Genomic DNA, 25396 nt, shown 5'->3' with positions numbered 1-25396 from the left:
ATGGAAAAGTTGATGGCAGATCTGAAAGCCCAGATCATTCAGCAGTTGAATTTGCAGGAAGTAAAACCGGAAGATATCGGGAACGACCAGCCTTTGTTCAAAGAAGGCCTGGGTCTCGATTCGATCGATGCGCTGGAGCTGATCGTGTTGTTGCAGCAATATCACAACATCCGGATCGCCAACCCGGAAGACGGCCCGAATATTTTTTATTCCGTTCGCACCATGGCGGAATATATCACCGCTGAAAAAAGCAGGCAGGGATGAGTGAACAGGTGTGGATAGCAGGCGGAGAATTGATCTGCGGCATCGGGATGGACCTGGCCGCGTGCCTGGAGGCATTTGAAAAAATGCAGCCGGGCATGGGCACGATGCAGCATTTGCAGTCCGTACATGCGAACACCTTTCCCGTGGTGGAAGTAAAGGCAGACAATGCAACGCTCGCCGCCATGGCGGGCATGCCTGCTCACTGGAGCCGTACGGCGCTGCTGAGCATGATTGCCGCCAAAGCCGCGTGGGACAGTTCCGGGCTGGGCGACATCAGCAGCTACCGCGCAGGCCTGGTATCGGCCAATACGGTAGGGGGGATGGACAAAACGGAGCATTTTATGGAGGCTTTCCTCGAAAATGCGGCCGGCGGCCGTCTCCGCGAAGTGGTGCACCACGAATGCGGCAGCATCACGGAACTGGTGGCCGATGCATTGGGCATCCGTCATCACGTAAGCACTATCAGCACGGCCTGTTCTTCCGGCGCCAACGCGCTGATGTACGGCGCGCGCATGATCCGCAGCGGCATGCTCGATGTGGTGATCGCCGGCGGCACCGATTCGCTGACGCGGTTTACGCTTAACGGTTTCAATACCCTGATGATACTCGACCAGCAGAAGTGCCGGCCGTTCGACGATACCCGCACCGGCCTCAACCTGGGCGAGGGCGCGGGTTACGTGGTACTGGTATCCGACCGGCTGGCGGCGCAGATCAAACCCTGGTGCAAACTGAGCGGTTTTGCGAACGCCAACGACGCGTACCATCAAACCGCCTCTTCGCCCGAAGGCACCGGCAATTTTATGGCCATGAAAGGCGCGCTGGACATGGCGGGGCTGGAACCGGGCGATATCGGTTATATCAACCTGCACGGCACCGGCACGCAAAACAACGACAGCTCCGAAGGCCTTGCCATCGCGCGGTTGTTCGCACCGGCGTTTCCGCCCGTGAGCTCCACAAAGAGTTTTACCGGACATACATTGGGCGCCAGCGGCGGCATAGAAGCGGTATTTGCCGCGTACGCCCTGCATGCCGGCCTCATTTATCCGAACGCACAATTCACCACCCCGATGAAGGAACTGGCGTTTACGCCCGAAACCACTTTTTCCCGCGGGCAGGCGCTGCGGCATGTGATGTCGAATTCGTTCGGGTTCGGCGGTAATTGTTCAAGCCTGGTTTTTTCGAAATAAAATGATGAAAGCATATATACAGGGCACCGGCAGTATATCCGCACAGGATAGCAACGCATTCCCCACCGGCATACGGGAATACGAAGGGAACCGCCTGCCCGTTGCCGACCCGGATTACAAACAGTGGATCGACATCAAGCAGATCCGCCGTATGGGCCGGGTGATCAAAATGGGCGTAGGCGCTTCGCATATCAGCCTGCAGGATGCCGGCATCACCCTGCCGGACGCCATCATCATGGGCACCGCCTACGGCTGCCTTGCCGATACTGGCGTGTTCCTGAACAAACTGGTGACGCAGCGGGAAGACATGCTTACCCCCACCGCCTTCATTCAAAGCACCCATAACACCGTTGGCGGGCAGATCGCGCTCATGCTCGGCTGCCATGCCTATAACAATACGTTCGTGCACGGCGCTTTTTCGCTGGAGAACGCTTTGCAGGACAGCCTGCTGTTCCTGCACGAAGACCCTTCGCGTAAAATTCTCGCCGGCGCGGTGGACGAGATCACCGATTATTCCCACAGCATTTTATCGCGGTTCGGGTTGTATAAAAATACAAGTACGGCCGCATTACTGCATTCCGGCACGCCCGGTACGATGGCCGGCGAAGGCGCCGCTTTTTTTGTGCTGGGCGCGGAAAAAAACGAACAGTCCAAAGCGGAGCTGGCAGGGGTGGAGATGTTGTACAAACCCTCCTCCGCCGATGAAACTGCCATGCACATCCAGCGTTTCCTGCAACGCCACGGCCTGAAGCCGGCCGATATCGACCTGCTGATAACAGGGAGGAACGGCGATGCGAAAGGCGATGCGTATTACGGCGTCATCGAACAGCAGCTGTTCCCGCAGCAGCCCGTGGCGGCGTTCAAACACTTCTGCGGCGAATATCCTACCGCTGCGGCATTCGGTCTGTGGATGGCCGTGAAAGCCCTGCAAAACGGGCAGGTGCCTGCTGCGGCCATGTTCAAAGGCGAAGCGCCGGAGCAACCCCGTACGATACTCATCTGGAATCACCAGCATACTACCCATCACGCTTTAATACTGTTGAAGGCATGCTGAAACACTGGGTGGTCACATATGTTGCTATCGCCGTAATGGCGGCACTGGTGCTGCTCGGTGTGAATTTCTGGCTGGCCTTTCCCGCCGTGCTGCTGGCCAAACTCGGCCTCGATGCCTGGGGCGCCATCAACGTCGGTTCCAACTATTACATGAACGTGCTGTGCAAAGGCGCCGGCGGCGAAAAAGCGGTAGCGCTCAGTTTCGACGACGGGCCGGTGAACGGCGGCACCGCGGAGATACTCGACATTCTGAAAGCGCAGCAGGTGCCTGCCGCATTCTTTTTCATAGGCAACCGCGTGGCGGAGGCGCCCGGACTGGTGCGGCGCGCGCATGAAGAAGGCCACCTGATCGGTAACCACAGTTATGCGCACCAGACGCTGTTCGACCTGTTGCCCACTTCGAAAATGAAGCAGGAACTGCAAAAAGCCAACGATGCCATCGAAGCCGCTGCGGGTGTTAAACCCCTGCTGTTCCGGCCTCCCTATGGGGTTACCAATCCCATGCTGGCGCGTGCGGTGAAGGCCGGCGGGTTCACGCCCGTAGGCTGGAGCATCCGCTCGCTCGATACCGTTATCAAAGAAGAAGATCAATTATTCGAAAGAGTGACCCGCAAAATATCGCCCGGCGATATTTTCCTCTTTCACGATACCGCCGCCGCCACGGCCAAAATCCTGCCCGCCCTCATCAAACAGCTGAAGCGGGAAGGGTACGTGTTGAAGCGGCTCGATGAATTATTAAAAATACCGGCTTATGCGTAGATGGATGTTATTAGGATGTTGTCTGGTATGGGCGCTGCAGGCCGCGGCGCAAAAGGGTTTTACGCCTGTGGCGAATGTGGAGCTGTTCAAACAGCAGTTCGCAAAAGCCGCGCAGCAGACCCAGACGATCAAAAGCGATTTTGTACAGGAAAAACACCTGAGCATGCTGTCTGAAAAGGTGGTGAGCAAAGGGAAGTTCTGGTTCAAAAAAGAAAATAAGGTGCGCATGGAATATGCATCCCCCACGTATTACCTGATGGTGATCAACGGGAAAAACTTCCGTATCAAGGATGCGCGCACGGATAAAAATATATCGGCCAGCGGCAATAAACTGTTCGAACAGATCAGCAAAATCACCGCCGACTGCGTGCAGGGGAATGTGCTGGGGAATAAGGACTTTTCGGCCAAGGTGCTGGAGAGCCCGCAGTCGTACCTGCTGCAGATGACGCCGGTGGCCAAAGGCATGAAAGATTTTTTTGCGTCGATAGACCTGCTGGTGGATAAAAAAGACCTGTCTGTTGTGAAAATCACCATGCATGAGCGGTCCGGCGACGATACCGTGATCAGTTTCGTGCAGAAGGAAACGAACGTAGCCATACCCGATGAACTGTTTGCGCTTAAATAGCCTTTTGCCGGCGTTGCTGTGCCTGCTGGCCTCCTGCGGCTCCGCCTACCGTTCCCTGCAGCGCACGGAAGGGAATGCGGATTGCATCGCTCCGTTCCGCCCGCGGTTCGACAGCACGGTGCTCTACAATACGCAGGTGGATGTGCTGAAACATCACTTTTCCGGCCTGCTGCTGTTCAAACCGATGGATAACGGCAGCATGCGCGTGGTGTTCCTCACGGAAACCGGCATCAAGTTTTTCGATTTCGAGTTCGGGAAAGACGGCCGTTTCACCAAACACTACGTGTTGCCGAAAATGGATAAAAAAGCCGTGGTGAAAACCCTGCGGAAAGATCTCGGGATGATACTGATGCGCCAGGATACCGCCACCGCCACGTTTTTCACCGACGGGCGATACCGCTACACGGCCTATCCACTGCAGAAAGGCGATATTTATTACATCACCACAATGGACTGCCGGGAGCTGGTGCGGGTGGAGAACGGCGGGCGCAAACCGGTGGTGGAAGTGTTCATGACGAACTATAAGAACGGTTTGCCGGACAGTATCCTCGTGCAGCACAAAAAAGTAAAATTCAATATTTCATCACAACGCGTGTACAAATAATGTTAGCAGGAAAATTTTATACCGTCATCGCACAACAGCAGCCTGAAGCGCAGGTGGTGCACACCACCATTGCCTGGAATGGCGACCATGCCATTTTTAAGGGCCATTTCCCCGACCAGCCGGTGGTGCCGGGCGTTTGTATGATGCAAACCATCCAGGAGCTGCTGAGCGGCGTTACGGGCCGGAACCTGCTGGTAAAAAAAGCCGCCAATATGAAGTTCCTCAACATGATCGACCCGCGCCAGACGCCGCAGGTGACCGTTGAGATCAAATACGAAACAACGGAAGAAGGTGTCAAAGCCAACGCCGTTATCAAACACGACGCTACGGTGTTCCTGAAATTCCAGGGGCTTTTTAAATAAATGATGCAGACCGCTCCATACGATTCGCAGTGCAGCACGCAGAAAATCTGTGTGATGGTACCTACTTACAACAACGCCGGCACCCTCGGCGAAGTGTTGCGGAATGTGTTAGCCTATACCAGCCATGTGATCGTGGTGAACGACGGCGCTACCGACCATACGGCGCAGGTGCTGGCGGAGTTCCCGCAGGTGAACGTGCTGGCCTATCAACCCAACCGCGGCAAGGGCATCGCCCTGCGCAGAGGTTTCAAATACGCCATGGCGCACGGCTACGATTACGTGATCACCATCGATGCGGACGGACAGCACTACGCCAGCGATCTTCCGGCGTTTTTCGATAAGGTAAGGGAAAAGCCGAGGGCCATCCTCATCGGCGCGCGCAACCTGCAGCAGGAGAACATGCCGGGTAAGAACACCTTCGCCAACAAGTTCTCCAACTTCTGGTTTTACGTGGAAACCGGGCTGAAGGGCCCCGACACGCAAAGCGGTTACCGCCTGTACCCGCTGCATGCCATGAAAAAGATGTGGTTCATCTGCACCAAATACGAATTCGAGATCGAAGTGCTGGTGAAAAGCTCATGGCGCGGCATTAAAATAGAATGGGTGCCCGTGCAGGTGTATTATCCGCCGGCGGAAGAGCGGGTATCGCATTTCCGGCCTTTCCGCGATTTTTCCCGCATCAGTGTGCTGAATACGGTACTGGTGACCATCGCCTTTTTATACATCCATCCCCGCAACTTCATCCGCTTCATTTTTTCGAAAGGCGGCCTGCGGCAACTCGTGCGCGAGCAGCTGCTGACGCCGGAAGAGAGCAACGCCACCAAAGCCCTGAGCATCGGCTTCGGGGTGTTTATGGGCATTGTGCCCATCTGGGGCTTCCAGATGATCGTGGGGCTGGTGATGGCGGCGCTGCTGCGCCTCAACAAGGCGCTGGTGATCATCGCGGCCAATATCAGCATCCCGCCGATGATACCGGTGATCGTGTACCTGAGTTTTATGACGGGCCGGCTGTATGTGAAGGAAGACGCCACCTGGGTGATCTTCAGCAAAAGCCTGACGGTGGAATCGATGTGGCAGAACATTTTCCAGTACGTGACCGGCAGTATTACGCTGGCGGTGGCGGCGGGACTGCTGGCCTGGGGCATATCGTACGCCCTGCTGGCGGCATTCCGGAAAAAACGCAACCCTTAATTTTACAATCAGTTATTGTCCGATGGGCACTTTATTTATATCGGTTTACAATTTTTTCAATACCCGCAAATGGCTGCTCTGGCTGTTTACGCTGGGCTGCTTCGCCCTGTGCGGATGGCTGGCCTCGCGTATCAGTCTCGAAGAAGACATCACCCGCGTCCTGCCCCAGGATAAAAAGATCGCCCACCTGCAGCAGTTCATGCAAAACTCGAAGTTTGCCGACAAGCTGGTGGTGATGCTGGCGCAGCAGGACAGTACCGCTGCCCCCGAGCCCGACAGCCTCACCGCGCTGGCGGAAGTTTTCGGGGCCCGCCTGCAGCAGGCCGACCTGCAGCCCTATATCAAATCCGTACAGGCGCAAACCGATGAATCGCAGGTGCTGGAACTGATGCACGCGGTGCAGGAGCATCTGCCCGTTTACCTCGAAGAAAAAGACTACGCCGCCATCGATTCGCTCATTGCGCCGGAAGCCGTGGCGCATAAGGTGGCGGACAATTACAATACGCTTTTATCGCCCGCCGGCCTCGTATTCAAACAGATGATACAGGCGGACCCCGTGGGCATCAGCTGGCTGGGCGTGAAAAAACTCGACCAGCTGCAGGCGGGCGGACAGTTTGAACTGTACAACGGGTTCGTGATCTCGAAAGACCACCGCACCGTATTGCTGTTCATCACCCCGCAATTCCCGCCCGGCGCCACGGGTAAAAACAAACCGCTGCTGACCGGCCTCGATGCGCTGATCGATTCGCTGCATACGCAGCACCCGCAGCGGGCCATCAGTTATTTCGGCGCTACGGCCGTTTCCGCGGGCAATGCGGCCCAGCTGCGGCAGGATACGTATTTCACGCAAGGCATTACCGTGCTGCTGCTGATCGTGCTCATCGCCCTGTTTTTCCGGAAAAAACGCGCGCCGCTGCTGGTGATGCTGCCCGTGGTATTCGGCGCGTTGTTCTCCCTGGCGGTGGTATACCTCATCAAAGGGCAGATTTCCGTGATCGCGCTGGGGGCAGGCTGTGTGGTGCTGGGCATCGCCGTCAACTATTCCCTGCATGTATTCAATCATCACCGCCATTTGCCGGACATCCGGCTGGTGATCAAAGACCTGGCCACGCCCATGACGGTGGGGAGCTTCACCACGGTGGGCGGTTTCCTCTGCCTGCAATTCGTACAGTCGCCCATGCTGCAGGACATTGGCCTGTTTGCCGCCTTCAGCCTCATCGGGGCCTCGCTGTTTTCCCTCATCATCCTGCCGCATCTCATCGCCGCCGGCAGTGCTGCGCCCGCTGCGGCAAAGCATAACCTCATCGACAAATTATCCAACTGGCGACCAGAGCGCAACAAATACCTGGTAATGGGCATCTTCGCCCTGACCGTTGTGTTTTTCTTTACCGCCCGCAACGTGACGTTCGAGAGCGACATGATGCGGATGAACTTCATGCCGGAACATTTGCAGCGGGCGGAAGCACAGCTCAACAAACTCAATGCTTTCACGGCGCAATCGGTCTACATGATCTCCGAAGGTAAAACCCTCGGGGAGGCGCTGCGACACCGTGAAGCGACCGGCGCGGCCATGCAGGCGCTGGTGGACAAAGGCATCGTCAAACAGGTGAGCGGCACCGGCAACCTGGTACTGTCGGAGCAGGAACAGGCGCAACGTATCGCCCGCTGGAAAGCTTACTGGACACCGGAAAAACAAGCGCGCCTTCTACAAACGCTGCGCACGGAAGGCGACCGTTATAAATTCAAACCGGCCGCATTCGACGCGTTTGCCGCCATGCTGTCGAAAGACTATACGCCTGTGCCTCCGGAGCAATCGCCGCTGATGCAGGTGAATGGCGTAAGCGATTTTGTGACGGTGAAAAACACGGGCGCTTCCGTGGTGAGCCTGCTGAAAGTGGATCCCGCGCAGAAAGACGCCGTGTATGCCGCGCTGGAAAAACAGCCCGGCACGGTGGTATTCGACAAACAATATACCGCCAACCGCCTCGCGGAAGTTGTCCGCGAAGAATTCAATACCATCGCCTGGATGACCTCGCTGCTCGTGTTTTTCGCGCTGCTGCTGAGTTACGGGCGGATAGAACTGGCGCTGATCACCTTCATCCCGATGCTCATCAGCTGGGTGTGGATACTCGGTATCATGGGGCTGTTCGGTATTCCTTTCAACATCGTCAACATCATCCTGTCTACCTTCATATTCGGTTTGGGCGACGACTACAGCATTTTTACGATGGACGGGCTGCAGCAGGAATACAAGTCCGGCAGCAAACATCTGCCGTCGTTCAAATCATCCATCTTCTTTTCCGCCATTACCACCATCCTCGGGCTGGGGGTGCTCATCTTCGCCAAACATCCGTCCCTGCGCTCCATTGCGCTGATTGCGGTGATCGGCATCATGAGCGTGGTGCTCACTTCGCAGGTGCTCATTCCCCTGTTTTTCAACTGGCTCATCACCAACCGCGTCAAAAAAATGCGGCCGCCCTGGAAACTCTGGAGCTGGAGCAAATCCATGTTCGCGTTTTTCTATTATGCGATGGGAGCGGTGCTGCTTACCATCCTGGGGGTGTTGCTCACGCGTATCAACCCCTTCAACATCGAAAAGGGCAAAAAGATCTATCACTGGATATTATCGTGGTTTACCTGGAGTTTGCTGCACATCATGGGCAATATCCGCAAGCGCACCATCAACACCACGGGTGAGGATTTCAAGAAACCCGCGGTGGTGATCAGCAATCACCAGAGTTTCCTCGATATTCTCATGTCCACCGCCATGCACCCGAACGTGGTGCTGCTTACCAACCAGTGGGTGTACAATTCGCCGCTGTTCGGTTACGTGGTGAAGATGGCCGACTATTACCCGGTGGCCGAAGGGGTGGAAGGCAGCATCGAAAAGCTGCGCGACCGGGTGAACAACGGCTATTCCATCGTGATTTACCCCGAAGGCACCCGTTCCACCGATGCGAGCATCAAACGGTTCCACAAAGGCGCGTTTTACCTCGCCGAACAGCTGCAGCTCGACATTCTGCCCGCCGTCATCCACGGCACGGCCTATACCATGTCTAAAAACGATTTCCTGCTCAAAGACGGCATCGTTACGATGAAGTACCTGCCGCGCATCGCGCCCGACGACAAACGGTGGGGCGATAACTACAGCACCCGCACCCGCATGATCAGCCGTTATTTCAAACAGGAATACGAGCAGCTGCGGAAGGAAATCGAAACGCCCGCCTATTACCGCGAGCAGCTGATTTACCAGTATCTTTACAAAGGCCCCGTGCTGGAGTGGTACATGCGCATCAAAACCAAACTCGAAGACAACTACAGCCTGTTCCATAACCTGCTGCCCAAATCCGGCAAAATCATGGACATCGGCTGCGGCTACGGGTTTATGAGTTACATGCTGCATTTCCTGAGCGCGGAACGGCAGATACTGGGAGTAGACTATGACGAAGAAAAAATTGCGGTGGCGCAGCATTGTTACCTCCGCAACGAACATATCCGGTTTGAAGCCGCCGACATCACGCAGTATACCCTGGAGCACCAGGACGCATTCGTGATACTCGACGTGCTGCATTACCTGCAGCCGGAAGCACAGGAAAAGCTGCTGCAGCAGTGCATCAGCAAACTGAATCCCGGTGGCGTGATCATCGTGCGCGACGGCGATGCCGACCTGAAAGAACGGCACAAAGGCACGCGGCTCACCGAGCTGTTCAGCACCAAACTGCTGGGCTTCAACAAAACGGACGGCGAACCGTTGTCGTTTTTCTCCTCCAGGGCCCTCCGCGCCATTGTGGAACGGAACGGGGCCACCGTGGAGCAGATCGATAACACGCGGTACACATCGAACGTGATTTTTATTATTAAACATTCATTCAGCGAGCAATATGCATAGATACGATGTGGTGATCATCGGCAGTGGCCTGGGCGGTTTGACCTGTGGGGCGATTCTGAGCAAGAACGGCTACAAAGTGTGCGTGCTGGAAAAGAATAAACAGATCGGCGGGTGTTTGCAGACTTTCAGTCGCGATAAAACCGTGTTCGACTCCGGCGTTCACTACGTGGGCGGCCTGGAGCCCGGGCAGAATCTCTACCAGATATTCCGCTACCTGGGCATCATGGACAAGCTCAACCTGAAGCGGCTCGACATGGATTGTTTCGACCGCATCGCGTTCCATGGCGACCCCAAAGAGTACAAAATGGCGCAGGGCTACGAGAATTTCATCCAGGGCCTGCTGAAGGACTTTCCCGGTGAAGAAAAGGCCCTCCGAGAATACTGTAACATGCTTCGCCACATCTGCGACAAGTTCCCGTTGTACAACCTGCGGATGGGTGGTTTTGAAGAAAAGGAAAGTGTGCTCGGTATCGATGCCGCCGAATATATCAACAGCCTGAGCACCAACCGCCGCCTCACGGAGGTGCTGGCCGCCAACAACCCGCTGTATGCCGGCGTGGAAGGCAAAACGCCCATGTACGTGCATGCGCTGGTGCTCAACAGTTACATCGAAAGTTCGTGGAAGTGCGTGAACGGCGGGTCGCAGATCGGGAAATGGCTGGCCCGCAGCATCCTCGAAAACGGCGGCACCATCCTGAAACATCAGCAGGTGAAAAAGATCGTGGCGGAAGGGAAGGAGGTGCAATACGTGGAAACGGCCGAAGGGAAACGGTTTACCGGCAGCCACTTTATTTCCAACGCACACCCTGCCAATACGCTCGACATGCTGGAAAGCGATACTATCCGCCAGGCATACCGCAGCCGCGTGAAATCGCTCGAAAACTCCACCTCCGCGCTGATGGTGAACGCCGTGCTGAAACCCGGCATGTTCCCGCATATGAACTACAACTACTATTACCATGAGCTGGAGAGCGTGTGGGGCAGCGTCAAATGTTCGCCTGCGGAGTGGCCCGGCAGTTACGCCATGTTCATTTCACCCGAAGCGAAAGACCACCGGTTCGCCAACGCCCTGTCGATCATGTCGTACATGCACATCAGCGACGTGGAGCCCTGGGGAGATACATTCAACACCGTATCCAACGAGGTGAGCCGCGGGGAAGATTATGAAGCGTTCAAGAAAGAAAAGGCCGAAAAGGTGCTCGACATGGTGGAGAAACGTTTCCCCGTGCTGCGGCAGTGCATCCAGAGTTATTACGTGGCCACGCCGCTTTCTTTCCGCGATTATATCGGCACAAGCGACGGCTCGATGTACGGTATCATGAAAGACAGCAATGACCCGCTGCGCACGCTCATTTCGCCGCGCACCAAACTGTCGAATTTATACCTCACCGGCCAGAACCTCAATATGCACGGCATATTGGGCGTGAGCATGAGCGCGCTGGTGACCACGGCGGAGTTTTTGGATTTTGAGAAATTGTTGCACGAGATCAAGACGGCTTAACATGGCGAAAGCGAAAAATATAGGAAGAAGGATACTCAAGGGACTGTTATACGTCCTCGGTTTTTTTGTGCTGCTGATCGTGGGGCTGTTCATCTACCTCTACATCGTGGCCAGGATGGCGCCGCCGGAGATCGCCGACAAAAGCAGCCTGCAATGGCAGCGCACGCAGCTTGATTCCACCGCTTACACGCTCGGTAACAGCTGGTTCCGGAAGAGCCGCAGCGGGCTGTACGAAATGTACGTGGAAGGCAAGCCGTTCGAGCGCGGCGTGGTGTACGGCAAGCTTGCCGCGGAACTGGTGAAGCGGCAGGAAGACCATTTCACCGAACAGATCGGTAAGATGATCCCCTCCAAAAGTTACCAGCATTTCCTGAAATACCTCATCGGCTGGTTTAACCGGCATATGGATGAGAACGTGCCCGAAGAATACAAAGAAGAGATTTACGGCGTATCGTTCGCCGCATCCGACCAATACGGTTATATCGGTTCCAACTACCAGCGCATCATGAACTATCATGCCGCGCACGATATCGGTCATGCCCTGCAGAACATGGCCCTGGTGGGCTGCACCTCCTTCGGTACCTGGAACGGCCGCTCCGAAGACAGCAGCCTCATCATCGGGCGGAACTTCGATTTTTATGTGGGCGACAAGTTCGCCGAAGAAAAGATCGTGGCGTTTTACCGGCCCGACAAAGGTTATCCGTTCATGATGATCACCTGGGGCGGGTTTACCGGTGTGGTGAGCGGCATGAACGCCCAGGGCCTTACCGTGACCATCAACGCCGCCAAGTCGGACCTGCCTTCCGGCTCCGCCACGCCTGTGTCTTTAGTGGCCCGCGAGATACTGCAATACGCCAAAAATATCGAAGAAGCGTACGGGATAGCGAGGCGGCGGAAAATGTTCGTATCCGAATCTTTCCTGATCGGATCCGCCAACGACAACCGCGCCGCCATCATCGAAAAAACGCCCGACACCCTGGCGCTGTACGACCCGAAGGGCAACGAAATATCCTGCGCCAATCACTTCCAGAGCAACAGCCTGGGCGCATTGACCTCCAACAGGGAACAACTGGCCGAAAGCGCCTCGCCTTACCGTTATCAGCGCCTGCAGGAGCTGTTGCAGCGCAACGGCAAAAATACGGTGGCCAAAACCATCGCCATCCTCCGCGACCAGAAGGGGCTCAACGATGCGAACATCGGCATGGGCAACGAAAAAGCCCTCAACCAGCTGATCGCCCATCATGCCGTGGTATTCCAGCCGCAGCAGCGGAAGGTATGGGTGTCTACGGCGCCGTGGCAGCTGGGTGAGTTCGTGGCGTACGACCTCGATAAAATATTCGCCATGAGAGGGCTGCAGCGGGATGTGGAAGTTTGCGACAGTGCCGGCATCGTGCCCGCCGACAGTTTCCTGTACACGCCGGATTACCGGAAATTCGTAGATTTCAGGCGCTGGAAGGCCGCTTTCATGGATAAACAACCCGTGAACGTACAGCAGATGGTGGCCGACAATCCGCAGTACTACCATGCGTATGTGCTGGCGGGGGATTATCTTTACCGGCAGCGGTCGTACGCGCAGGCCAAAACATATTACGAACAGGCGCTGACGAAAGAGATTGCGACCAAAGCGGAAAAAGACCATATTTTGCAACGTATCGCAGACTGTGATAAAAGAAAATGACAGGCATCGGCACAGATATCATCGAAGTAGACCGGATAGCCGCCAAGATACAGAAGGGCGAAGGTTTCCGGGAGCTGGTGTTTACACCCGCGGAGATCGCCTATTGTGAAAAGCAGGGGAGCCCGTATGAAAGCTACGCCGCCCGCTTCGCCGCCAAAGAAGCCTTTCTCAAGGCGCTGGGAACGGGCTGGGGTGGAAGCGGCATCCATTTTAATGAAATAGAAATCAGGAACGACGGAGCCGGCAAACCGGAAATTCACCTGATCGGGAACGCAGCCGGGCGCCTGGAAGGGCGGCAGGTATTCGTTTCCCTGTCGCACGTGAAAGCCGTGGCCATGGCCACCGTGGTGCTCCTGTAACGAATACGATTATGTACATACCAGATATCGAATTGCAACCGGCCGCGGCCATCCGGCAGTTCCAGGCAAAGGAACTGCAGCACCTGCTGGGATATCTCCGCCAGTTTTCCCCTTTTTACAAAGAATGGTTCGCCCTGCACGGCGTGGATACCGACAAAGTGCGCAGCGTCGACGACCTGCGCAGCATTCCCACCGTGGGCAAGGAAGAACTGCAGCAGCGCAACTGGGATTTCCTGTGCGTCGATAAAAGCAAGATCGCGGAATACACCACCACCTCCGGAACGCTGGGGCGGCCGGTGATCATCCCGCTCACGGAAAAAGACCTCGAACGCCTTACCTATAATGAGTTCATTTCTTTCAGCTGCGCGGGCGGAACGGATGAAGATATCTACCAGCTGATGCTTACGCTCGACCGGCAGTTCATGGCCGGCATGGCTTATTACTCCGGCATCCGCCGCCTCGGCGCGGGCGTGCTGCGGGTGGGGCCCGGCGTGCCTTCGCTGCAATGGGAAAATATCAAAAGAATACAGCCCACCACCATCGTAGCCGTACCGTCGTTCATGCTGAAACTGATCGCCTATGCGGAAGAGCACGGCATCGACATCAATGCCACATCCGTGAAAAAAGCGGTGTGCATCGGCGAGAATATCCGCAACATCGATTTTACCTATAACGTGCTCGGTAAAAAAATCACCGACAAATGGAACATCCAGCTGTTTTCCACGTATGCTTCCACCGAAATGCAAACGGCATTTACGGAGTGTAAAGCGGGCAGGGGCGGTCATCACCACCCTGAACTGCTGATCGTGGAACTGCTCGACGAAAACGACCAGCCCGTACCGCCCGGTGCGGCGGGAGAGGTGACCATCACCACCCTCGGCGTGGAAGCCATGCCGCTGCTGCGGTACAAAACCGGCGACATCTGCCAGTACATCGAAGAGCCCTGCAGCTGCGGCCGTCAGACCATCCGGCTCTCGCCCGTGATCGGCCGCCGCAAACAGATGATCAAATACAAAGGTACTACGCTCTATCCGCCCGCATTATACGATCTGCTGAGTGAAATGGAAGAAGTGAAAGAGTTTGTGGTGGAAGTGTTTTCCAACGAAATCGGTACCGACGAGATATTGCTGCACCTCCATCCCGAAGAGGAATCCGAGGAAGCCGACCGCCGGATAAAATCCTACCTCCAGGCGAAGCTGCGGGTGATCCCGCAGGTGAAATACTGCAGTATGCCCGAAATACAGAAGATGCAATTCCCCGAGGGAAGCCGCAAGCCGGTGAAGTTTCTCGATAACCGGTAGGCGAGTGATTGCAGGGAATAGAAGTTGGAGGGAACCGCATGATGGTAAATCGAAAGAGCCTGTTTCCCTGGCGTACATGGATGCTCACCATAGGATGTATAAATCGTTTCACGGCGCAAATTCCTTTAAAACAACAGTGGGGCTAAACAACCTGGAAATATGGGTTGACGTGCAACTGTGCGCTTGCTATCCGTTTTCTGCATAGCCCTTTAGTGAATGGGAATTCGCAAAATCGGCTAAAAACTAAACCCGGCGTCCGTTTTCGGGTTGTCGATCTTCGTGCTCTGCCGTTTTTCGTTGACGATGGCGTGGATCATATGGCTTTGGGAAGGATGTTCTTTGTAGAGGATATCGTTCCGCAGTTCCAGCTTTTTCAGTCCTGGTACCCCGGTAATCTCCAGGAAACACCAGGCGGCGTCTTCTTCGATGTGGTAGCCCAGATAATGCGGGGCAAGGGGTTTTCCGTCTGCCTTCACCTGCAGATGCCGGCCGATGTATTGCGCGATCATGGAATCCACGGCGGGGCGGTTGGCGGGCCGGATGATGTCGAAGGTGGTGTTGTATTGTTTTTTGAGGGCGTTTTCCAGGTCGTCCGAAAAGATGCGGCAACTGATTTCCAGCGTCTTACGGGGCGTATTGTAGCGGATTTCCGTGACGCTCATATAAAAGGGGTGTACTGCGCTCATCCATACCGGCAATAACCACTTGCATAATAATAACCCCATTTACCCCAAAAATTTTTATTATTAGATTTGCTTGTTTATCATTACGAAGTTACAAAAATCTAAATCATGGGCGAGTTCAGCTTGTATTTTCAGGAAGGCTGGCAACATATACTTGACTTTAACGGATACGATCATATACTTTTTGTGGCGGCATTGTGCGCCATTTACCTGATGAACGACTGGAAAAAAGTGCTGATACTGGTGACTGCGTTCACGGTGGGTCATTCCATTACGCTTGCGCTCAGCGTGCTGAACATCATCAAAGTACCCACGGCGCTGATCGAGTTCCTGATACCGGTGACGATTGTGATTACGGCGCTAACCAACGTTTTCCGCGCGGCGCAGCCGGCCGGCAACATGCAGCTGAATTATTTTTTCGCCCTGTTTTTCGGGCTCATCCACGGGATGGGATTTTCCAACTACCTGAAAAGCATGCTCGGCTCGCAGACCAATATCGTGCAGCCTTTGCTGGCGTTTAACCTGGGGCTCGAATTCGGTCAGATCCTGATCGTGATCGCCATATTACTGCTGGCCCAGCTGCTGGTGATGTTCACTTCGGTGAAGCGCCGCGACTGGACCCTGTTTATATCCGCAGCCATATTCGGTATTGCGCTGATGATGAGTATTGAAAGAATGAAAACATTAATGGATTGAGTATGAAGCACAAACTCCTGCTCTGTTTGCTCGCGGCGCCGATGCTGCTGCGGGCGCAGAACCCCGGTTCCAACCATGGCAACCGTTTCGAACAACTGGGCTACCTGCTGGCCGACCCGAACGTGTACCGGTCCGCTTCCGGCGTGCCGGGCCCGAAATACTGGCAGCAGCGGGCGGACTATGATATCACCGCTGAACTGGACGATGCGAAACAGCGCCTCACCGGCTCCGAAACCATCACCTACTACAATAATTCCCCCGACCCGCTCACCTACATCTGGCTGCAGCTCGACGAAAACGAGCACCGCCCGGAGGTGGACAGCCGGAACTTCGACGGGTCGAAAATGACGGAGAAGCTGAGCGGCGCCGGTTTGCGCGATATCCTCGGCGTGGAAGCGGGCAAGGGCGTCAACATCACCAAAGTGACCGACGCCGCCGGCAAAACGCTGCCATACATCATCAACCAGACCATGATGCGGATCGACCTCCCCAAGGCGATGGCGCCCGGTGAAAAAATCCGTTTCAATATCGACTGGTGGTATAACATTTCCGACCGCAACGTGTACCACGGCCGCGGCGGGTACGAATATTTCCCGGAAGACGGCAACTACCTCTACACCATGACGCAGTGGTATCCCCGCCTCGCGGTGTATTCCGACTTCCAGGGCTGGCAGAATAAACAGTTCACCGGCAGGGGAGAGTTCGCCCTCACCTTCGGGAACTTCAAGGTGCGCATGACGGTGCCGGCCGACCACATTGTGGGCGCTACGGGCGAATGCCGCAACTATAAGGAAGTGCTCACCGCGGCGCAGTTCCAGCGCTGGCAGCAAGCGCAATCCGCCAGCGCCCCGCTGGAAGTGGTGCCCCTGGCGGAAGCGCAACAGGCCATGAAAAGCAAAGCCACCGCTAAAAAGACCTGGGTATATGAAGCGGAAAACGTGCGTGACTTCGCCTGGACGTCCAGCCGCCGCCTCGTTTGGGATGCGATGGCCACCAACATCGAAGGTAAAAAAGTGATGGCCATGAGTTATTACGGCCAGGAAGCTTACCCGCTGTACCGCCGCTACTCCACCAAAGCGGTCGCCCATACCCTCCGCGTATATTCCAAACACACCATCCCCTATCCATATCCCGTGGCGATTTCCGTGGAAGCCGCCAACGGCATGGAATACCCGATGATCTGCTTTAACTATGGCCGCGCGGAGAAAGACGGGACCTATTCCGAAGCAACGAAGTACGGGGCCATCAGTGTGATCATCCATGAGGTGGGGCATAACTTTTTCCCCATGATCGTGAACTCCGACGAGCGCCAGTGGACCTGGATGGACGAAGGCCTCAACACCTTCTGCCAGTTTTTGGCCGAGCAGGAGTGGGATAATAACTATCCCTCCCGCCGCGGGCCCGCCCACAAAATCGTGGAGTACATGAACCTGCCGAAAGACCAGCTGGAGCCTGTGATGAGCAATTCCGAGAACATCACGCACTTCGGCCCCAATGCATACGCGAAACCCGCCACCGCGCTCAACATCCTCCGCGAAACAGTGATGGGCCGCGAGCTGTTCGACTATGCGTTCAAAGAATATTCCCGCCGCTGGGCATTCAAACATCCCACGCCCACCGACCTGTTCCGTACGATGGAAGATGCATCTGCCGTTGATTTGGACTGGTTCTGGAGAGGATGGTTCTTTGGTACCGAGCCGGTAGACATTGCGCTGGACAGCGTGAAATGGTACCGGATGGACAGCAAGAATCCCGCAGTAGAAAATAAACTCTCGCAGCAGGACGCCGCAAAGGATGCAGAGCACATCGCCCAGGCCCGCAACCGCGAGAAGGGTGTGAAGTTTGCCGTAGAACAGGATACCAGCCTGCAGGACTTTTATAACAAATGGGACCGTTACGCCGTTACGCCCGACCAGCAGGATGCCTACCAGAAAATGCAGGCCGGCCTCAGCGCAGAGGAAAAAAGCCTGTTCGAAAACAAAAAGAATTTCTACGAATTACATTTCAGGAACGTGGGGGGCAACGTAATGCCGCTGATCATCGAGTGGACATTCACCGACGGCACCAGGGAAACAGACCGTATTTCCGCCTACATCTGGCGGCATAACGAAAACGAAGTCACCAAAGTGTTCGCGAAAGACAAACCGGTAAAGGCCATCCGCCTCGATCCTTACCGCGAAACGGCCGATATCGATGAAACCAATAACAGCTGGCCCCGTGAGGCAGTGCCGTCCAAATTTGAATTATTCCAGCGGGAAATGCGCGCCAGAGGTGCCTCTACCGGCGGCAACCCGATGCAGAAGGCGCAGCAGCAATAGCGGGCGCTTTATAAATGCAATAAACCGGTGCAGCAAACGCAGCACCGGTTTTTTTATGTGGAGATCTTACATGGTTCAGGTCTTTTTGTCTTTCCCTTTTTTGTCGCGCCCCGCTTCCCGCAACGCTTTGGCGATGATCCATTCCATCTGCCCGTTGACGCTGCGGAATTCGTCCGCCGCCCAGCGTTCCAGCGCTTCGTACATGGCGTTGTCGACTCTTAATACGAAAGATTTTTTCTCCTTTCCACTCATACTTCTATTGATATAATGAACCGGTATTCAATACGGGGGTGGCGGCTTTTTCACCACACAGCACTACCATGAGGTTGCTCACCATGGCTGCTTTCCTTTCTTCGTCGAGCGTAACGATCTGTTTACGCGACAATTGTTCGAGGGCCATTTCCACCATGCCTACGGCGCCTTCCACGATTTTGGAGCGGGCTGCCACGATGGCGGTGGCCTGCTGGCGCTGCAGCATGGCGCCTGCGATTTCCGGGGCATAAGCCAGATGGCTGATGCGCGCTTCTTTTACGGTGATGCCGGCCGCGGCGAGGCGGGCGTTCAGTTCCTGCTCGAGCATGTCGTTCACTTTCTCCCCGCCGTCGCGCAGGGTGATGTCTGCGTTTTCATCTTCCATCCGGTCGTACGGGCAACTGGTGGCCAGGTGGCGCACAGCCGCTTCACTTTGTATCTGTACATATTGCTGGTAACCTTCCACTTCGAATACCGCTTTGTAGGTATCGCTCACCTGCCATACGATCACGGCGGCGATTTCAATGGGGTTGCCCATCTTGTCGTTTACTTTGAGGGTCTGGCCGTTGAGGTTGTTGGCGCGCAGGGAAATCCTGTGCGAGCCGTACAGCGGGTTGATCCATAACAGGCCGTTCTGTTTCACGCTGCCCACATACTTTCCGAAGAAGGTGAGCACGCGGGCATGGTTCGGGTTAACGATCATGATGCCTTTAGTGATAAAAATAAAAAGAACAATAAGGATAACGCCTGCCACCTCCCAGCCGGCGAAAAAGGCATAGCCTGCCGCAAGAGCCGTGAGAATGCAGAGAACAAAGGCCAGGTAGCCGCTCATAGGCTGAATGATCTTTTCCATAATGATATCATTTTGATATCAAATTTAGTTATCTTTTTGAAATAAACAAACAGCTTAGTGTACTTGCTACGCTAATTAATATTTGCAGATTGCGGCGAAAAAAAAAATTTAATTTTAGCAGGAATTACTATTTTCATTGCCGGTTAACCGGATAATTTACGCGTTAGAGGAATACAGAATTACAGCAACAACCAGGATCATCAGCATCTTATCAACCACAATCTTTGTATGTTCAACAGTTTTTCTGACGAGCAACTGCTATCTCTCCTGAAAGAAAGCAACATAGCGGCGTTCAACACGATTTACGAACGTTACAGCCGTCCATTATACCTTTACATCCTCAGCAAAACGGACCGCGGCGAAACCAGCAAGGATCTGTTGCAGGATCTTTTTACAACGCTCTGGGAAAAACGTTTTCAGCTGGACATTCATCAGTCGCTCCGCTCTTATTTATACCAGAGTGTGCGCCACAAGATCATCGACCTGTACCGCAAGGATGTGACCTACCGCAAGTACCTCCAGCAACTGATCGAACACTTCGACGCACAGCCTCACAATATTGCAGAAACATATGATTATAAGGCAAAGGCCACCGAAATTTTCGAGGCCATTAACCGCCTGCCAGTTAAAATGAAAGAGATATTCATGCTGAGCCGTTTCGAAAATCTCAGCATCGAACAGATCGCCACCCGGCTGGATCTGTCGCAGCAAACCGTGAAGAACCAGATCTCCAAAGCACTGAAAATCCTCCGCAGTAATTACACCCGGACGGACTTGCTGGGGCTGGCGGTGTTGTTATCCATCCTGTAGTTTCCGAATAAACCACTTTTTTTAATTATGTCTCCGCGTTGGCGGTGTTGTTGTCCATTCCCGTGGTTTCCGGACGTTCCACTTTTTTGTATTTATCTCCGGACTGGCCTGCTGGCGAGGTGGTGGTATTTTATGCTGTAGTTTTCGAGTGCCCCACTTTTGTATATATACCCAGGTAAACCTGCCAGGGCTGGTGGTGTTGGCATCCATCGGTAATTTCCAAACGCTCCAATTGTACCCGGACGGGGCTGGCGGTGGTATTTTGTATTCCGGACGGGAAGCATGATTTCCACGTAAAAACGCAGCCTGCGATGAGGATTTGCGGCCGGAACTGCGCTCGTGCTGCAGGCATTCCTGATTTTCAATGGCCATTCTTCAGACGCCAATGCTTTCGTTATCAACTCCTTTCAAAAATCTTTCGTGCCCGATGGTACTTTTTTGAAGCTGGCGCGACTCCTGTATATCAGCAACACCAAAATTTACCGCAGTGGATATTGAACAGATAAAAAAAGTCCTGGAACGGTACACCCAGGGCAAGTGCACGGACGAAGAGATCCGGGTGATAGAGCAGTGGTTTGCCAGTGTGAACCAGCACCGTTCCGCGATGATCGACGACGATTTCCTGAAAGAGCAGCTGGAGGATGTGCGTTCCCGTATTCACGAACAGATTACCGTGCCCGTGGTGGAAATATCCGCCCGCCGCAAGCCCTGGCGCCGATGGCTGTATACAGGCGCCGCCGCCATGGTGGCCGGCATCATCATATTTTCCCTGATAAACAGGCAGGGGCCTGCCTCACTTCCTGAAAACCCGGCCAATCCGGCGGTACAATCTGCTGTGGTGAAAACGAATAAAGTAATCAGAGACGGTTACGTGGAAATTTCGACCACCAAAGGCGCCACGGAAAAGATTGTACTTGCTGATGGCTCCACCGTCAGCCTGAATGCCTCATCGCGCCTGCGTTACCCCGAGAAATTCAGCGGCAGCACCCGCACGATCTATCTCGAAGAAGGGGAGGCCTTCTTTAAAGTGGCCAGCGACCCGGCGCATCCGTTCATCGTACAGTCGGGCGATGTAGCCACCACCGCGCTCGGTACCTCCTTCAACATCCGCGCGTATTCCCGCGAAAAGAAAATCACCGTGGCGCTCATTACGGGTAAAGTGAAAGTAGATCACGCGCAGAAACCGAAACCGGTGATACTGCTGCCCAGCGAGCGCGTGAGTATCGACTGCGAATCCGCGTTCATGGCAAAAACAACCTTTGATAAAGAAGACGATGTGGTAGGCTGGAAACTGGGTTTCCTCGTGTTTAAAGATGCGTCGTACGACGAGGTGATGGCGGAAATAGAAAACAGGTACAATGTAACGGTGATCAACGAAAGCGGTAAAACCGAGTGGCGTTATACAGGTTCCTTCAAAGACGAAAATCTCCAGGATATTATCGAAACCATTTGTTTAACCAAAAACATCAGCTACACGATCAAAAACGACACAATTTTCCTAAAAAGCAAAAACTAGATGTATGAAAAAATGCTTACGCCTGATTTCCCTGGCCGTGCTTGCATTTGGCATTGCGCTGGCGGCTCCTTACACCGCCAGTGCCAATGCCGGGTCGCAGGACACTAAAAATGTCAGTATCACCATCCAGGTCAAGAACAAGAACATGGAGGATGTGTTTACTGAAATTTCCTCGAAAACGGGCTTCAGTTTCCATTACGACAAATCCGATTTGAACCTCCGCAAGAAGGTGTCTTTAAACTGCGTGAAGCTGCCTGTAGATGAGGTGCTCCAACAGCTGTCAGACCAAACCGGACTGAAATTTACAAGAAAAAACAATAAAATCATAGTAAACCAGGAAACGCACACCGGCGGCTCCCTGACTGCTATGAACACGGACGCTGCCCTTGCGCAGGCCGACAGGGAAATCCGCGGCACCGTACGGGACAGTAAAGGCGCAGGCCTCCCCGGCGTAACCGTCATGGTCAAAAATACCAACCGCGGCACGCAGACCGCCGCAAACGGTTCGTATGTGATGACCGCCAACGATGGTGATGTGCTCGTATTCCGTTTTTTGGGGTTTACCACCCAGGAGCTAACGGTGGGCACAGGTAATGTGTATGACGTGGTGCTCGAAGAAAGCACCCGCTCCCTCAGCGAATTCGTGGTAACGGCGCTGGGCATTGAAAAGAAATCAAAAGAGCTGACGTACTCCACGCAACAGCTGAACAATAGCGACCTCAGCCGGGTAAAAGACGCGAACGTGATCAACAGTCTCGCCGGTAAAGCCGCAGGCGTGACCATCAGCAGAAGCGCTTCCGGCCTCGGCGGCACGGCCCGCGTGATCATGCGCGGCAACAAATCGACCCGCGAAAACCAGCCCATGTACGTGATAGACGGCGTGCCCATGGCTAACTTCTCGCCCTCACAGCCGGCCAACGTGTACGGCCAGTCGTCAGACATCCAGTCAGGTGCCGGCCGCGACGGCGGCGACGGTATCTCCAACATCAACCCGGACGATATCGAAACCATCAACATCCTCAAAGGCGCATCCGCAGCCGCCCTGTACGGCAGCCAGGCCGCCAACGGCGTGATCATCATCACGACCAAAAAAGGCCGCGCCGGCAGAACGCGCATCGACTTTTCTTCAGACGCCACCTGGGAATCCGTACTGAAGAAACCGGACATGCAGTACCGCTATGCCCAGTCGCCCGGCTCATCGCAGCCCGGCAGCAACCAGAGCTGGGGGCCCAAAACGAATGTGCCCGATCATACCAAAGACTTTTTCAATACCGGCGCTACCTATACCAACAGCCTCGCGCTGAGCGGCGGCAACGAAATCGCGCAGTCGTATTTCTCCTACTCCAATACCAGCAGCAAAGGCATCATACCCACCGCCAAATTCAACCGGCACACTTTCAACTTCCGCGAAACGCTGAAGTTGCTCAACGACAAACTGACGGCCGACGCGAACATCACCTTCGTGACGCAGAACGCGCATAACAGGCCTAGCACCGGTTTTTATTTCAACCCGCTCACCGGCTTATACCTGTTGCCCCGCGGTATTGATTTTAATACCTACAAAAACAATTACACCTATTTTTCCGCTACCCGGAACATGGACCTCCAGAACTGGTGGAACATCAATGCCGATAAAGACTGGCAGGGCGATCCCGAACAGCAGAATCCTTACTGGATTTTACACCGCAACGGCCGCGATGAAAGAAGAGACCGCGCCATGGCTTCCCTTTCCCTGCGTTACCAGCTGCTCGACTGGCTGAGCGTGCAGGCCCGCGGCAGTTTCGATAAAAGCTACGACGAATACGAACTGAAAGCGCATGCCAGCACACAATCGTCACTGGCGCCTTCCAACGGCCGCTACACGTTCGAGCGTGAGTTCAACACACAGCTGTACGGCGACCTGATTTTTACGGCCAATAAAAAACTCAGCGAACAACTGAGCCTCACCGCCAACCTGGGTACGAGCATTACCGACCTGCGGACCCGCGACAGGAACCTGACCGATGTGAACTTCAACTCCGAGCCCGGTCTCATCTACCCGAACAAGTTCCAGCTGACGAACATCGACCCGCGTTCGCTCACCCAGATTCAGGGCGTCGATAAAAAACAGCTGCAGGCGCTGTTCGCCAATGCACAGCTGGGTTTCAAAGACTTCCTGTTCCTGGACCTGACCGGCCGTAACGACTGGTCGAGCACCATGGCATATACGCCCGTGGCCAGCAAAGGCTTCTTTTATTACTCCGCCGGTATCACCGGTGTGATCAGCGAGATGGTGAAACTGCCTGCCGTAATCAACTTCGCGAAAGTGCGTTTCTCTTATGCCAAGGTGGGTAACGACATTGCGCCCTACAGTTCCAATCAGCCCGACTTTACCGTGCGGATAGTAGGCGGCGCGCCGGAACTGCTGGTGAAAAGCCGCGGCCCTTTCCCCGGCACCTATCTGAAGCCGGAAGACAACCGTTCGATTGAAGCCGGCCTGGACGTTCGTTTGTTCGACAGCCGCGTATCGCTCGACCTGACATTCTACAAAAACAACAACTACCGCCAGTACTTTGAGATTCCCGTATCCGGCGGTGCGGACGACAATATCAAGATCAACTTCGTGAACCTCGGCAACATCCAGAACAAAGGGATTGAAGGGATGCTGACGGTGGTGCCTGTAAAGTCCAAATCACTCACATGGACGTCTAACATCAACTTTGCCGCGAATCAGAACAGGGTGGTAAAACTCTCTGACGAAAACATTGACGGTGCGGACGCCACCAACCGTTTTACCTTGACGGAATTCGGCTCCAACATGTACGGTTCTTTCATCCAGGAAGGCGGTTCATGGGGGGACATTTACACCAACCGCTACTTGCGCTACACCAAAGACGGCGCGCTGATCGTGGATGCCGGCGGCAAGCCGCTCGACAGTGCCAGCGGTTTTTACAACGTGGGCAATCCCAACCCGAAATTCAACCTCGGCTGGAACAACTCCCTCGATTATAAAAACTTCACGCTGAGCTTCCTCATCGACGGCCGTTTCGGCGGCAAGGTGATGAGCATGACGCAGGCTGTGCTGGATCAGTACGGCGTGAGCGAAGCCACAGCCAGGGCCCGCGACAATGGCGGGGTAGACGTGAGGGCGGTGTATGAAGACGGCAAGCCCGTGAACGGCAAACTCGACGCGCTGAAGTATTACCAGGCCGTGAGCGGTCGCGCCGGTGTAGGCTCGGTTTACATGTACAGCGCTACCAGCATCCGTTTGCGCGAACTGGCGCTCAGCTATAAAATTCCGCTGAAGTCGAAAGTGATCCGCAACCTGCAGGTAGGCGTGATCGGCCGCAACCTGTTTTTCCTGAAGAACGACGCGCCGTTTGATCCTGAGGTGAGCGCCGGTGGCGACAACCGCCTGCAGGGTATCGACGTGTTCGGTCAGCCCGCCACACGCAGCGTGGGGGCCAGTCTGAAAGTAGGATTTTAACCGCTTCAACCAGTCATGATTAAAAAACT

21 protein-coding genes are annotated in these 25396 nt (G+C 54.8%); 18 read left to right on the top strand and 3 right to left on the bottom strand.

All coding sequences use genetic code 11. The features are described from left to right. The 13 genes from EGT74_RS20725 to EGT74_RS20665 are packed head-to-tail and all read left to right on the top strand — an operon-like array spanning position 1 to position 14773. Positions 1-264: a phosphopantetheine-binding protein gene (locus EGT74_RS20725; protein WP_123848466.1), complete on the top strand. Its 264-nt coding sequence runs from the start codon at positions 1-3 to the stop codon at positions 262-264. Next, a complete protein-coding gene (locus tag EGT74_RS20720) occupies positions 261-1451 on the top strand; it encodes a beta-ketoacyl-[acyl-carrier-protein] synthase family protein (RefSeq protein ID WP_123848465.1) in 1191 nt (396 codons plus the stop codon). The genes EGT74_RS20725 and EGT74_RS20720 overlap by 4 nt, the downstream gene beginning before the upstream one ends. Before the next feature lies 1 nt (position 1452). Then, positions 1453-2505, top strand: coding sequence for a beta-ketoacyl synthase chain length factor (locus EGT74_RS20715; protein WP_246008267.1), 1053 nt, complete (start codon positions 1453-1455; stop codon positions 2503-2505). Further along, positions 2499-3263 carry a polysaccharide deacetylase family protein gene (locus EGT74_RS20710; RefSeq protein WP_123848464.1) on the top strand — a complete coding sequence of 255 codons (765 nt, stop codon included), beginning with the start codon at positions 2499-2501 and terminating at the stop codon, positions 3261-3263. Before EGT74_RS20715 ends, EGT74_RS20710 begins: the two co-directional genes overlap by 7 nt. Further along, positions 3256-3888, top strand: coding sequence for a LolA family protein (locus EGT74_RS20705; protein ID WP_123848463.1), 633 nt, complete (start codon positions 3256-3258; stop codon positions 3886-3888). Before EGT74_RS20710 ends, EGT74_RS20705 begins: the two co-directional genes overlap by 8 nt. A gap of 4 nt (positions 3889-3892) precedes the next feature. Further along, positions 3893-4492 (top strand): hypothetical protein, encoded by a 600-nt coding sequence (locus EGT74_RS20700; protein WP_123848462.1) that lies wholly within the window; start codon positions 3893-3895, stop codon positions 4490-4492. Then, positions 4492-4854, top strand: coding sequence for a hotdog family protein (locus EGT74_RS20695; protein WP_123848461.1), 363 nt, complete (start codon positions 4492-4494; stop codon positions 4852-4854). Before EGT74_RS20700 ends, EGT74_RS20695 begins: the two co-directional genes overlap by 1 nt. Further along, entirely contained in the window at positions 4855-6045 is a 1191-nt protein-coding gene (locus EGT74_RS20690) for a DUF2062 domain-containing protein (protein WP_246008266.1), read from the top strand. It abuts the gene before it with no gap. A 22-nt stretch (positions 6046-6067) separates the two neighbouring features. Then, positions 6068-9934 carry a trifunctional MMPL family transporter/lysophospholipid acyltransferase/class I SAM-dependent methyltransferase gene (locus EGT74_RS20685; protein WP_123848460.1) on the top strand — a complete coding sequence of 1289 codons (3867 nt, stop codon included), beginning with the start codon at positions 6068-6070 and terminating at the stop codon, positions 9932-9934. Beyond that, positions 9927-11435, top strand: coding sequence for a phytoene desaturase family protein (locus EGT74_RS20680; protein ID WP_123848459.1), 1509 nt, complete (start codon positions 9927-9929; stop codon positions 11433-11435). Before EGT74_RS20685 ends, EGT74_RS20680 begins: the two co-directional genes overlap by 8 nt. A 1-nt stretch (position 11436) precedes the next feature. Continuing rightward, positions 11437-13113, top strand: a complete 1677-nt coding sequence (locus EGT74_RS20675) for a C45 family autoproteolytic acyltransferase/hydolase (RefSeq protein ID WP_123848458.1) — start codon at positions 11437-11439, stop codon at positions 13111-13113. Then, positions 13110-13472 carry a holo-ACP synthase gene (gene acpS, locus EGT74_RS20670; RefSeq protein ID WP_123848457.1) on the top strand — a complete coding sequence of 121 codons (363 nt, stop codon included), beginning with the start codon at positions 13110-13112 and terminating at the stop codon, positions 13470-13472. The genes EGT74_RS20675 and acpS overlap by 4 nt, the downstream gene beginning before the upstream one ends. Positions 13473-13483: 11 nt before the next feature. Further along, the gene (locus EGT74_RS20665; RefSeq protein ID WP_123848456.1) at positions 13484-14773 is read left to right on the top strand and encodes a phenylacetate--CoA ligase family protein; all 1290 of its coding nucleotides are present in this window, start codon (positions 13484-13486) and stop codon (positions 14771-14773) included. A 236-nt stretch (positions 14774-15009) separates the two neighbouring features. Here the strand turns inward: EGT74_RS20665 and EGT74_RS20660 are convergent, their stop codons facing one another. Continuing rightward, complete coding sequence (locus tag EGT74_RS20660; RefSeq protein ID WP_317126728.1) at positions 15010-15459, bottom strand: DUF6702 family protein; 450 nt, start codon at positions 15457-15459, stop codon at positions 15010-15012. Positions 15460-15564: 105 nt separating this feature from the next. Between EGT74_RS20660 and EGT74_RS20655 the strand changes: the two genes are divergently transcribed. Further along, positions 15565-16152 carry a HupE/UreJ family protein gene (locus tag EGT74_RS20655; protein WP_123848454.1) on the top strand — a complete coding sequence of 196 codons (588 nt, stop codon included), beginning with the start codon at positions 15565-15567 and terminating at the stop codon, positions 16150-16152. A gap of 2 nt (positions 16153-16154) precedes the next feature. Next, positions 16155-18470 carry a M1 family metallopeptidase gene (locus tag EGT74_RS20650; RefSeq protein WP_220392916.1) on the top strand — a complete coding sequence of 772 codons (2316 nt, stop codon included), beginning with the start codon at positions 16155-16157 and terminating at the stop codon, positions 18468-18470. A 75-nt stretch (positions 18471-18545) separates the two neighbouring features. Here EGT74_RS20650 and EGT74_RS20645 read toward each other — a convergent pair whose 3' ends face one another. Next, a complete protein-coding gene (locus EGT74_RS20645) occupies positions 18546-18722 on the bottom strand; it encodes a ribbon-helix-helix domain-containing protein (RefSeq protein ID WP_123848453.1) in 177 nt (58 codons plus the stop codon). 4 nt (positions 18723-18726) lie between these two features. After that, on the bottom strand, positions 18727-19575 hold the full coding sequence (locus tag EGT74_RS20640; RefSeq protein ID WP_123848452.1) for an SPFH domain-containing protein: 849 nt from the start codon (positions 19573-19575) through the stop codon (positions 18727-18729). Positions 19576-19803: 228 nt separating this feature from the next. Here EGT74_RS20640 and EGT74_RS20635 point away from each other — a divergent pair, with 228 nt between their 5' ends. From EGT74_RS20635 to EGT74_RS20625, 3 genes are all read left to right on the top strand, one after another. Then, positions 19804-20385, top strand: coding sequence for an RNA polymerase sigma factor (locus EGT74_RS20635; protein ID WP_123848451.1), 582 nt, complete (start codon positions 19804-19806; stop codon positions 20383-20385). 487 nt (positions 20386-20872) lie between these two features. Further along, on the top strand, positions 20873-21901 hold the full coding sequence (locus EGT74_RS20630; RefSeq protein WP_123848450.1) for a FecR family protein: 1029 nt from the start codon (positions 20873-20875) through the stop codon (positions 21899-21901). Positions 21902-21905: 4 nt separating this feature from the next. Beyond that, positions 21906-25367 (top strand): SusC/RagA family TonB-linked outer membrane protein, encoded by a 3462-nt coding sequence (locus EGT74_RS20625; RefSeq protein WP_123848449.1) that lies wholly within the window; start codon positions 21906-21908, stop codon positions 25365-25367. Positions 25368-25396 lie beyond the last annotated feature (29 nt).

The sequence above is a fragment of the Chitinophaga lutea genome (assembly GCF_003813775.1).
Taxonomy (GTDB): domain Bacteria; phylum Bacteroidota; class Bacteroidia; order Chitinophagales; family Chitinophagaceae; genus Chitinophaga; species Chitinophaga lutea.
Note: the sequence above shows the minus strand (reverse complement) of the source record. Positions and strands in the feature narration are given on the sequence as shown.